This is a genomic window from Microbacterium wangyouchuni, from assembly GCF_054072595.1.
In genome coordinates, this window is the sequence record NZ_JBSVRM010000009.1 from 61670 (window position 1) to 73061 (window position 11392).

Annotated in this window: 10 protein-coding genes; 6 read left to right on the forward strand and 4 right to left on the reverse strand. The window is 63.7% G+C overall.

Annotation, left to right across the window (positions count from 1 at the left end; all coding sequences use genetic code 11):
• Window positions 1-74 precede the first annotated feature (74 nt).
• Both ACW5CM_RS14925 and ACW5CM_RS14930 read left to right on the forward strand, forming a co-directional pair.
• Complete coding sequence (locus tag ACW5CM_RS14925; RefSeq protein ID WP_457125476.1) at window positions 75-1127, forward strand: alpha/beta hydrolase; 1053 nt, start codon at window positions 75-77, stop codon at window positions 1125-1127.
• On the forward strand, window positions 1100-1348 hold the full coding sequence (locus ACW5CM_RS14930; RefSeq protein WP_457125477.1) for a hypothetical protein: 249 nt from the start codon (window positions 1100-1102) through the stop codon (window positions 1346-1348). Before ACW5CM_RS14925 ends, ACW5CM_RS14930 begins: the two co-directional genes overlap by 28 nt.
• Before the next feature lie 94 nt (window positions 1349-1442).
• Here the strand turns inward: ACW5CM_RS14930 and ACW5CM_RS14935 are convergent, their stop codons facing one another.
• Window positions 1443-2075, reverse strand: a complete 633-nt coding sequence (locus ACW5CM_RS14935; protein ID WP_457125478.1) for a TetR/AcrR family transcriptional regulator — start codon at window positions 2073-2075, stop codon at window positions 1443-1445.
• A 72-nt stretch (window positions 2076-2147) separates the two neighbouring features.
• Here ACW5CM_RS14935 and ACW5CM_RS14940 point away from each other — a divergent pair, with 72 nt between their 5' ends.
• Genes ACW5CM_RS14940 through ACW5CM_RS14950 form a run of 3 tightly spaced genes read left to right on the forward strand, consistent with a single transcriptional unit; the run spans window position 2148 to window position 8132 of the window.
• A complete protein-coding gene (locus tag ACW5CM_RS14940; RefSeq protein ID WP_457125479.1) occupies window positions 2148-4589 on the forward strand; it encodes a glycoside hydrolase family 3 C-terminal domain-containing protein in 2442 nt (813 codons plus the stop codon).
• A gap of 20 nt (window positions 4590-4609) precedes the next feature.
• On the forward strand, window positions 4610-7354 hold the full coding sequence (locus ACW5CM_RS14945) for a glycoside hydrolase family 3 protein (RefSeq protein ID WP_457125480.1): 2745 nt from the start codon (window positions 4610-4612) through the stop codon (window positions 7352-7354).
• 25 nt (window positions 7355-7379) lie between these two features.
• Window positions 7380-8132, forward strand: coding sequence for a phosphatase PAP2 family protein (locus ACW5CM_RS14950; protein ID WP_457125481.1), 753 nt, complete (start codon window positions 7380-7382; stop codon window positions 8130-8132).
• A gap of 198 nt (window positions 8133-8330) precedes the next feature.
• Here the strand turns inward: ACW5CM_RS14950 and ACW5CM_RS14955 are convergent, their stop codons facing one another.
• The 3 genes from ACW5CM_RS14955 to ACW5CM_RS14965 all read right to left on the reverse strand — a co-directional run bounded on the left by ACW5CM_RS14955 (window position 8331) and on the right by ACW5CM_RS14965 (window position 9833).
• Window positions 8331-8819, reverse strand: a complete 489-nt coding sequence (locus ACW5CM_RS14955) for a YajQ family cyclic di-GMP-binding protein (RefSeq protein ID WP_438255705.1) — start codon at window positions 8817-8819, stop codon at window positions 8331-8333.
• A 179-nt stretch (window positions 8820-8998) separates the two neighbouring features.
• A complete protein-coding gene (locus ACW5CM_RS14960; protein ID WP_438255704.1) occupies window positions 8999-9286 on the reverse strand; it encodes an immunity protein CdiI family protein in 288 nt (95 codons plus the stop codon).
• Window positions 9287-9341: 55 nt separating this feature from the next.
• Window positions 9342-9833: a hypothetical protein gene (locus ACW5CM_RS14965; RefSeq protein ID WP_457125482.1), complete on the reverse strand. Its 492-nt coding sequence runs from the start codon at window positions 9831-9833 to the stop codon at window positions 9342-9344.
• Between the two features lie 291 nt (window positions 9834-10124).
• On the opposite strand from ACW5CM_RS14965, the gene ACW5CM_RS14970 reads away from it, so the two are divergent.
• Window positions 10125-11369, forward strand: coding sequence for a sugar ABC transporter substrate-binding protein (locus tag ACW5CM_RS14970; protein WP_457125483.1), 1245 nt, complete (start codon window positions 10125-10127; stop codon window positions 11367-11369).
• Window positions 11370-11392 lie beyond the last annotated feature (23 nt).

Below are 11392 nucleotides of genomic sequence, written 5' to 3' on the forward strand. Positions count from 1 at the left end.
CTTCTCGCCGGATGCACCGGGCAGTCAACGCCGCCGCAGTTCAGTGATGCCTCACCCTGAGTAGGGTGGTCAGTATGGCGCAGTGGGTTCCGGACATCCTCGGTGACGAGTTCGAGCAGTGCACCCTCCCGCTGGGCGAAGACGATCAGGGCGAGGTCGTTGCGACGCTGGTGCGGGCGCTACCTGAGGCGGCGCAGCCCGTTTCTGGGTGGGAGCGGTTCGTCCGCCGGTTGCGCGGACGGCCGACTACGGATGCTCCGCCGCTGCTCGATGGGGTCGATGTGCTGTACGTGCACGGCTGGTCGGACTACTTCTTCCAGAAGCGGTTGGCGCGGTTCTGGTCATCGCGCGGCGCGCGCTTCTACGCGCTGGATCTGCGCAAGTATGGGCGCAGCATCCGTGACGGTCACACACCCGGGTACGTTGCTGATCTGCGGACCTACGACGAGGACATCGCCGCGGCGCTGGATGTGATGGCCGAGGATGCCGACACCTCGCGTGGCCCGCGCCGTTTGGTGCTGATGGGGCATTCGACGGGCGGACTCGTGCTGAGCCTGTGGGCGAACCGTCATCCGGATGTGGCGGATGCTGTCATATTGAACTCCCCGTGGCTGGAGTTCCAACTAGCGCCGCTGCGTGCCGCGATCGCTCCGGTGGTGGAGTTGCAGGCGCGGCTGCGGCCCTTGGATGCTGCGCCGCAGATCGACCTCGGCTTCTACGCGCGAGCGCAGGCCGAGGTGGCCGATGCGGACGACCTGATGGAACCGAATCCGGCCTGGCGGCCGACTCCGGCGATGGTGGTGCATGCCGGGTGGTTGCATGCGATTCTCGACGGACATCGCATGGTGGGTGACGGGCTCGCGATTCCGGTTCCGGTGTGCGTGCTGCTGTCCGCGCGTTCGGTGCTGCCCACGCGCTGGTCGGATGAGCTGACCTCGGCCGACACTGTTCTGGTGGTCGATGACATCGCGCGGCGGTCGCTAAAGCTCGGGGCATCCGTCACTGTCGAACGGGTGGACGGCGCCCTGCACGACATATTCCTGTCGCGCAAGCAGGCGCGCGATGACGCCTACGCGCGGTTGGAGCGCTGGGTGACTGGGTGGGTTCGCTCGCGTCCTGCGCCGTAGCGGCCGGAGCAGCACAGGTCAACGGGGTGTTCAACGCGGCGGATGACGGTCAGGATGCCGGTATGTGGACATTACTGATCGTGCTTCTGGTCGTTTGGGCGGGACTGTCGATTCTCGGTTTCGTCGTGAAGGGTCTGCTGTGGCTGGCCATCATCGGCCTGATCCTGTTCTTGGTGACCCTCGCCGTCGGCTTCTTCCGTCAGCGCTCGAGCAGAGGTTGACGTCCACTGTTGCCCCCAGCAACGCGTCCCAGCCCCGCATCTCCGTGAACCACGGGGAGGCGGGGCTTTCGCGTGCGGGGGTCTGACTAGGTGGTCAGTATGCGGGCGGCTGATCCAGCCCGAATGCCTCACGCAGGCTTCGCCGGACTAAACCGGGAACGTCCAGTTCGCCGGGGTGGAGGGCGTCGTACAACTGGAGTCCGTCCCAGGTCGCGATCACGAGCGCCGCTCGTTGCTCAGGGGTGAGGCCATCATCAGGCAGATCATGTTTCGCACGCTGTCGTCGGATCATCAGCGTGAGTATCGTGCGGATCCGGTTGTGCCGCCGTTGGAGTGTGGCTCGTGCCGGGTGCCCCTCTGATCCGGCCTCTGCTGTCAGCATCGACAGCAGCTGCGTCAGGCCGGGTGTGCTCTGGTTACTCGCCGCAGTGTGCGTGAATGCGTCGACGAGCGCCTCGGCGCTGAATCTGCGGGGAGTCGCTGCGCGAAGTTGCTGCTGATCATGCCATTCGATGACAGCGAGCAGGAGGGCGGTTTTGTTTCCGAAGTGGTGCAGAAGGGTGGAGTGATCTACGCCGGCTTCGCGTGCGATGCCTCGAAGAGATGCGCCGTAGAAGCCCCGCTGCGCGAACGCTGCCGCTGCGCTTGCCACGATCGCCTTCTTCGTGGCACGTCCGGTGGCGTAGCCGCTGGTGGAGGCATTTTTCTTCTGTGAGTCGGCGGGCACGTCGTCCATCGTATTCGAATCGAGATCTCCAAACATCCACCACGTGGTGGAGATTCGGGTACGCTTCTGGGCATGCCTACTCCAGAGAAGTTTGTCGATCTGCGCGCTGCCATGACGCTCGCTGAGAAGGCCTCCTTGATGTCGGGCGAGAATTTCTGGAACACGAAGCCGATCACGCGACTCGGTGTTGCGTCGATCATGCTCACCGACGGACCTCACGGGCTCCGCAAGCAGGGCGGTGCGGCCGATCACCTGGGGCTGAACGCCAGCCTCCCGGCGACGTGCTTTCCGCCAGCAGCCACCCTCGTGAATAGTTGGGACCCGGCGCTGCTTGAACAAGTCGGAGTCGCGCTCGGAACCGAAGCCGCTGCCGCGCAGGTCAGCGTGCTTCTCGGCCCGGGCATGAATATCAAGCGCAACCCTTTGGCAGGGCGAAACTTCGAGTACTTCTCGGAGGACCCTGTCGTCTCCGGCAAGATGGCTGCCGCACTGATTCGCGGCATCCAATCTCGCGGCGTTGCCGCCAGCCTCAAGCATTTCGCGGTGAACAGCCAGGAGACGCACCGAATGAGCATCGACGAGATCGTCGACGAGCGTGCGTTGCACGAGATCTACCTGGAAGGGTTTCGGATCGCGGTGACTGAGGGCGAGCCGTGGACGGTGATGAGCTCGTACAACAAAGTTAACGGCACGTACGCGAATGAGAATGTTCAGTTGCTGCATTGCGTTCTGCGCGGTGACTGGGGCTTCGACGGACTTGTGGTCACGGACTGGGGCGGCAACAACGACCGCGTTGCAGGGCTGATCGCCGGCAACGCCTTGGAGATGCCCTCGTCCAGCGGCGTGACCGATCAGCAGATCATCGATGCCATCGAGGCCGGAACCCTCGACGAGAGTGTCCTGGACGCGCGTGTCGACGAGGTCCTCGCCCTGATCGCACGCACCGACGCCAGCGCGCAGCAGACGACGGTCGATCTCGACGCGCATCACGAGTTGGCCGTCGAGGCGGCGCAGCATTCGATCGTCCTGCTGCGCAATGAAAATCATGCGCTGCCGTTGGGCCCGGCCAACGGGAAGGTTGCCGTCATCGGCGACTTCGCTGAAACGCCGCGCTACCAGGGTGCAGGCAGCTCTCTCGTGAACCCGACCCGAGTGGATTCGGCACTGGACGCACTGCGAAGCAGTGACATCGACATCGTCGGCTACGAACGGGGCTTTACTCGGCGGGACACGTCGTCACGGCGGCTTCGGCGTCGTGCGCTGCGCTTGGCTGGCCGTGCTGACACGGTGCTGCTATTTCTGGGGCTCGATGAGTCGGCTGAAGCCGAGGCTGTGGACCGCACCCACATGCGACTGGCAACGAACCAGCTACAACTGACGCGCGAACTGGTCGCACTGAATGTTCCGGTCATCGTTGTACTGGCCGGTGGCGCTCCAGTCGAGCTACCATTCGCCGACGACGTGGATGCGATCGTGCACAGCTATCTCGCCGGTCAGGGCGGTGGGCGAGCGGTCACCGATGTACTCACCGGGCGCGTAAACCCGCGCGGGAAGCTCGCGGAGTCGTACCCGGTGCGCTATCGCGATGTCCCTTCCTCAGCGACATTCGGCCGCACCGAGGCGACGAGCGAGCATCGCGAGAGCATCTACATCGGGTACAGGTACTACGACAAGGTTGGCCTGCCGGTGCGCTATCCCTTCGGGCACGGACTCAGCTACACGCAGTTCGCGTACTCCGATCTCGTGGCAGATCGCTCATCGGCCACGGTGACTGTGACGAACACCGGTGATCGGACAGGGGCTGAGATCGTGCAGTTGTACGTCGAGGCTCCGGATGCCGCGGAAGGTCAGTTCCGGGCACCGCGTGAACTGGGCGGCTTTGCGCTGGTGTCACTGCAGCCGGGCGAGAGCGCCACTGCGACGATCGACTACGCCGAGCACACCTTCGACGTGTTCGACGCGGCAGCATCCGAATGGCGCACCGTCGGTGGGCAGTACACGATCATCGCGGCGGCATCATCACGCGATCTTCGACTGCGCAGCCTGCTGGAAGTGGACGGCGGGCCGGCGCCGGGTGCGCCCGCCGAGCTGGACCACTACCGGACCGGTCAGGTGAGCCGGGCGAGCGACGCGGAGTACTCCGCGCTGCTCGGCCGCGCGCTGCCCGCTGCGGCGTGGCCGAGGGATCGACCGCTGACGCGAGACGACATCATCGCGCAGACGAAGGGACGCGGCGGCTTCGCCAGTCTTCTCCACACGGTGATCGATCGCAGCAGCGATCTGTTCCTGCTGCTGGGGCGACCGCACGCGGCCAACAACACTCGATTCGCCCTAGATCTGCCGTTTCGCTCGATCGAGCGCATGTCCGGCGGACTCGTCGATAAGGCAATGCTCGACGCGCTCCTGGTGATGGTGAACGGGCGTTTCTGGCGAGGATCGCGGCAGATGCTGTCTGCCTGGCGAGCGCACCGACGCGGGCGTCGTGCGCGCCGCGACATCGATACACAGAACTGACGTGCTGAAAGGGAAGCAACGTGGCAACTCGTAAAGAAATCAAGCAGGATGCTCTCGCACGGGCGGCGGCGGAGAAAGCAGCGCGCCAAGCGCGTCGCGCCGAGCTCAAGGCGATGTCGCCGGCCGACCGCAAGGCGGCAAAGGCCGAGGATCGCGCCCTGGCGAAGGCAGCGAAGAAGCAGGCGAAGGCCGGTCGCAGGGCGCGCCGCGCAGAGATGACGCGCGCCGAACGCCGTGAGGACAAGCGTCGCGAGCGCGTCTACCGCAAGGTCGCGCATCGTCCGCGCCGGCTCATCGGCTGGGGCATCGCCGCAGTTGCCGTGATCGTCATCGCCGTTCTGGTCGCACCGACCGTCAACGACATCCAGCGTTTGCTGTCGGTGAAGGTGGACTCCTCCACGGCTGAGGGAGTCGCCGCGCGAGAGTATGGCACGGAGCTTGCCGGACAGATCTCGGACGAGGGCATCGTCCTGCTCGAGAACGACGGCGCGCTCCCGCTTGACGATGAGAAACTCAACGTGTTCAGCTTTGCGTCGTTCAATCTGCGCTATGGCGGAGGCGGCTCTGGCGGTGCCGATCAGTCGGCTGCCGTGTCGCTCTACGACGCGCTGCAGAACGAGGGCATCGAGTACAACACCGAGCTGTATGCGACGATGCGCGAGGCGGGCGCTGAGACGGCCGAAGGATCGCAGAACTTCATTCAGCAGATGATTGGTCTGTTTACGGGCAGCGCCAAGAAGTCTGAGCCGGAACCGGACTATCTCACCGACAGTGTGCTCGCTCAGGCGAAGGAGTACTCCGACACGGCTGTCATGGTGATTGGAAACGACGGAACCGAGGGTGCTGATTTCACCGCCGATGAACTGCGGATCACGGATGGCCAGAACCAGCTGCTCGAGGTCGTCACGAGCAACTTCGACAACGTGATCGTGGTGATCAACTCTGGAAACCAGATGGAGCTCGGCTTCCTCGAGGAGTATCCGCAGATCACGGCGGCGCTGTGGATCGGAACGCCGGGACCGCAGGGCGCTGTCTCGCTCGCGGAGATCCTGAGCGGCCAGGTGAACCCCTCCGGCCATCTCGCCGACACCTACGCCTACGACGTGGAGAGCGCCCCCGCCACGGAGAACTTCGGCAACTTCCAGTACGAGAACGTCTCCCGTGGTCTGTACGACTACGAGGAGGGGATCTATGTCGGATACCGGTACTACGAGACCCGTTACGACGGTGATGAGGCCGGATACGAGGACGTCGTGCAATATCCCTTCGGCTACGGCCTGAGCTATACGGACTTCACTTGGCAGGCGGATGCCCCCATCTTCGACGGGGAGACGATCAGTGCAGATGTGACGGTGACGAACGCGGGGGAGATCGCCGGCAAGGACGTCGTGCAGGTCTACTACTCCGCGCCGTACATCCCCGGTGGCATCGAGAAGTCGTCGATCGCGCTCGCCGGATCCGCCAAGACCTCGCTGCTCGAGCCTGGCCAGTCAGAGACCGTGAGCGTCACGTTCGCCGTGCGGGACATGGCATCGTGGGATGCTGCCGAGCGCGAGGCCTATGTTCTGGATGCCGGAACCTACGAGATCATCGTCGGTGCGGACGTGCACACGCCCGCTGCCGTCTTCCCCCTGGAGATGAGCGAGGAAGTCATCTATGACACGGATGCTGTCACCGGCGTCGCGCTCGAGAACAGGTTCGGCTTCGCCGACGGCGACCTGACCTATTTGTCGCGTAGCGACTGGGAGGGGACGTACCCGGACTCTTCGGACATCAACACCACGGCATCCGATGAGTTGCTCGCCTTCATGAACCCCACGTTCGAGGCCACTGAAGGTGAGGAGCCGCTCTACGGTGTCGACAACGGACTCCGTCTCGAAGACATGGTCGGGCTCGACTTCGACGACCCGCAGTGGGAGGCGTTCCTCGACCAATTCACGCGGGAGGAGCTCACCGCGCTCTTCTCCAAGGGTGCGTACCAGACCGAGCCGGTCGAGCGCCTTGGTGTGCCTTCGGCCATCCTGCTGGACGGTCCCGCCGGGCTGAACTCCTTGTTCAGCGAGGTCACCGCAGCTTCCTTCCCGACACAGGTGGTGATCGCATCCACGTGGAATGAGGAATTAGCCTACGAGATGGGCGCGGCCGTCGGCGCTGAGGCCAACGCCTATGGCGTGCAGGGCTGGTATGCCCCCGGTATGAACATCCACCGCACACCGTTCGGTGGCCGGAACTTCGAGTACTTCTCGGAGGATCCGGAGTTGTCGGGCTCGATGAGCGCTGCGATGGTGTCGGGCGCGCAGAGCAAGAACGTGCTGACCTTCATGAAGCACTTCGCGCTGAACGAGCAGGAGACCAATGCGCGCAGCGGGGTGAACGTCTTCGTTGACGAGCAGGCTATGCGTGAGATCTATCTCCGACCGTTCGAAATCACGGTCAAGGAGGCCGATGCGCACGGTGCGATGTCATCCTTCATCAACATCGGCGGGCGCTGGGCAGGCGGCAACGAGGCGCTGTTGGAGGACGTGCTGCGCGGTGAGTGGGGCTTCGACGGCGTTGTGTCATCGGATGCCGTTCTCGGCGGGTTCATGGATCCCGCCCTCGGGCTGCGCTACGGCAACGATCTAATGCTGGCGATGCTCGGTAACACGACTGTCGGTCAGGTGAATGCAGCGTATGACGTCGACCCGGTGGGCGTCGGCAACGGGTTGCGCGATCGCGGACACGCCACGCTGTACGCCCTGGCTCGGACCGATCTGTTCAACTGACCCTTAACCAGACAAAGGTACCAAGATGACGAAGACGTCTGAACTCCCGCACGAACTCACTCAGGCACGCCGCCCGGCGGCGTTGCTGGGGTGGGCGCTCGGACTTACTGCCGTGCTCGTGGTGATGGGTCTGCTCATCGCAATCGACGCGGAGCATCCGTTCACGCAGACCGTCGATGACGGTTGGCGCGCGCTCGTGGGTGCATCGCCGGACAGTGCGGTGTACCAGCAGCCTCTTGCGATGTTCTTCCAGCAGCTCGGCGCGGAGGCGGGTGGGTTGTTCATGTTGATCCTGCTCCCCGCAACGCTCGCCCTCGTCGGTCGGTGGCGATCCGCGCTGTTCTTTTTCGCCGCGTGTCTAACTGGACTCGGCCTGTATTCACAGGTGATGAAAAACCTGGTCGATCGGCCACGCCCCTCTGCGGACCAGATCAGCGGGTTATTTGGCCCGCTGTTCGAGGTGGACCATGGATCATTCCCTTCCGGACACTCGGTCGCCGCGGGAGTGCTCGTCGTCGGCGTGCTCGCGCTCATCCCGCACAGCTACCGAACCCTGCGGATCGGCTGGGCGATCCTCGGTGGGCTGATTCTCGTTGGAATGATCTGGCAGCGCACACTCATCAACGCGCACTGGCTGTCCGATGCTGTGACTGGCGTGATGGCGGGCGCAGGGGCCGCGCTGCTGATCTGGTGGGCGTTCTGGCCGTGGGTCCAGAAGGACTATGGGCGTCCTGTGTGGTTTCTGCACCTGAAGCGTCGGGCAGCGCTGACCGACTGACCCGAGGTCATTTCAGGGACAGGTGAGGTTAGCTAGAGCCGCCCGAGGTTTTGCGCCGCGCGCACGTAAGCTTCGAGGTCCGCGCGGTAGCCCTCGGCGACCGCCTGAACGCGAGAGCCGAAGACGAGAATCTCGGCGCACGCATTTTTGACTGACGCTCAGCTGCGCCTACCGCGTTTCCGCGATCGCACCCGTTTCCTAGCGGTAGTTGATGAACTGTAGGTCGACGTCGAGGTCGCTTCCCTTGAGGAGCGCGATGACACCCTGCAGGTCGTCGCGGCTCTTGGACTGCACGCGCAGTTCGTCGCCCTGGATCTGGCTCTTGACGCCCTTGGGTCCCTCGTCGCGGATCATCTTCGAGATCTTCTTCGCGTTCTCGGAGGAGATGCCGTCCTTGAGCGTGGAGACGATGCGGTACTCCTTGCCGCTGGCGAACGGGTCACCCGTCTCGAGGCTCTTCAGCGAGATGCCGCGCTTGATGAGCTTGGACTGGAACACGTCGAGGACGGCCTTCGCACGGTCTTCGGTGTTCGCCTTGATCAGGATCGATTCGCCGCTCCACTCGACCGATGCTCCGGTGCCCTTGAAGTCGTAGCGCTGCTCGATCTCTTTGCGCGCCTGGTTGAGGGCGTTCTCCGCCTCCTGGTGGTCGACCTTGCTGACAATGTCGAACGATGAGTCTGCCATGGCGCCAGTCTAGCCAGCGCCCGCCGTATACACATTTTCTGAGATTTTTGTCGCCCCGTCAGGGCCGGGAGCGTTGTCCGGTACGAGCGTGAAAGCGCCCGCGATCCCGCGCGCTGAAAGCGCGACCACCGGTCAATGATGAGACCGCGGCTCTGAGCTGCCCAGTGATCGCGCGAGATTCAGCCGAATTCGACCTTGACGTCGGCGAAGGAGGCGACTTCGTCTTGCAGTCGATCTGCCAGCCAGCGACCGTCGCGTAGCCATTTCTGCGCGTTCGCTTCGCTGTTCCACCCTTCGAGCGGATCGCAGTGGGTCTCCCAGAGTGCTTGCCAGCCTTCGAGGTCTTGTGCGAGTTCTGGCGATAGGCCGTACGTCTCAGGGGTCGTGGTGTAACCGGCATCCCACGTCGGCGTCGAATTCTCCCAGAGCGGGTAGCGACGACCATAGTCCGGAAACAGGCGAATCACCCTCCTGTCAGGCGGAACCTGCGGTAACCGATTCATATCCATCTGGTCCCATGCTCTACGGCTGCTCAGTGGTGCTTGTGAACACGTTGTCTGATATCTGCGTCATTCCGTCCGGGCTGGGCGCGCCGTCCGGTACGACGGTGAACGCCCCGGCGACTCCATCCGCACCGAACGACGAACCACTCCCGCCGCAGCTGAGTATCCAGGCATCTTCGTCCACGTACGCGAGGAGGCAAGCATTGGCCTTGTCACCGCCTCGCGTGAGCCAAAGTGACGTTCCGTCATGCTTTCCAACGAATCTCGCTGTTGTCGGATCGGCCGTATCCCAGGCATAGGCGGGTAGCGCTTCTGGAACCTCATCCGCTGGTTGTGCGTCGCGGTCAAGCACGGCGTAGGCGGAGTCAGACGGCGCACAACCGGTCAGGGTAAGCGCCGCGCAGGTAGCGATGACGGCCATTCCGACGCGGAGACCTGAGCGTCGAGGGGCACGGCCTGTGGCAAGCGGTCCGGATGGCTGATGCTTCTCTGCGCTACTCAAAACATCCATGCGGTTCATCTTGGCGCATCGATGCGAAACGCGACAGCGCCCGGCGTTGTCACTGGTGCTTCTCGGGGCCAGGAAAGGCGGCGCTTTCGTGCGTCATCTTCTCGATGTCTCCGTGGGGCCTATCGAATCAGGGGCGTTCTTGGAAGCGCTTCCAGACCAGTGGATGCAGCGTTGCCGCAGATTACATATTGATATCAGCATCCCGAACCATTGCGCATGTGGAAGATTTCATTGCATACTGTAAGCGCTTGCAGTTTTGCAGGCGCCAACAGCATCAGAGAGGCTCCACCAATGAAGGTGAACAAGAGAGGCATCGTCGCCTTCGGCGCGATTGCCGCGATTTCCACACTTGTCCTTGCAGGCTGCAGCACCGGAAGTGAAGCGCCCGAGGGTGACAACGCCGACGGCGGATCCAGCGACGCGACGTCGACGCTGACCGTTTGGGTGGACGCCGAGCGCGTTGACGCGCTGAAGGGCGCAGCCGATTCCTACGAGGACAAGACCGGCGTCAAGGTCGACATCGTCGGCAAGGACGTCAACACGATCAAGGATGACTACATCCAGCAGGTGCCGACAGGCAAGGGTCCCGACATCACCATGGGCGCCCACGACTGGCTGGGCGAGCTGTCCACCAACGGCGTCGTCGCACCTCTCGAACTCGGTGACAGTGCCGACGACTACCTTCCCGTCGCGCTGCAGGCGGCGACCTACGACGGCACCGTCTACATGCTCCCCTACGCGGTGGAGAACATCGCTGTGCTGCGCAACACAGATCTGATTCCGGATGCTGCGGCCAACTTCGACGACATGATCGCAAAGGGCAAGGCTGCCGGCCTCGACCAGCCGTTCGTCGTTGAGCAGGGTGCCGAGGGCAACCCGTACCACCTGTACCCGTTCCAGACCGCGTTCGGCGCACCTGTCTTCGGTACCGACGCTGACGGCGCGTATGACGCAGCCGACCTGCAGCTGGGCAGCGAAGGCGGCACGGCGTTCGCGCAGTGGCTCGGCGCGCAGGGTGCCGCAGGCACGCTGAACACCGACGTCGACGGCGAGATCGCCAAGCAGCAGTTCCTCGACGGCAAGGCTGCCTTCTGGCTGACCGGCCCGTGGAACGTCGGCGCAGCCGTCGACGCAGGGATCAACGTCGCCATCGACTCCGTTCCGAGCCCGACCGATCAGGTCGCTTCGCCGTTCGCCGGTGTGAAGGGCTTCTTCGTGAGCTCGCAGTCCGACAACAAGGTTGCCGCTAACGACTTCCTCGTGAACTACCTCGGCACCGAAGAGGTTCAGCTCGCGCTGTTCGAGACCGGTAACATCCTCCCCGCTCTCACCGCAGCGGCTGACACCGCAGCATCCGACCCGATCATCGCCGGCTTCCAGGCCGTCGGTGCTGACGCTGTCGCGATGCCTGCCATCCCGGCGATGGGCTCTGTTTTCCAGTATTGGGGAATCGCTGAGGCGGCCATCATCAACGGCGCAGACCCGGCCGCGACGTGGCAGACGCTTGTCGACGACGTCTCGGCTGCGATCAAGTAACACTGTTCCTTCTGTCGGGGCGG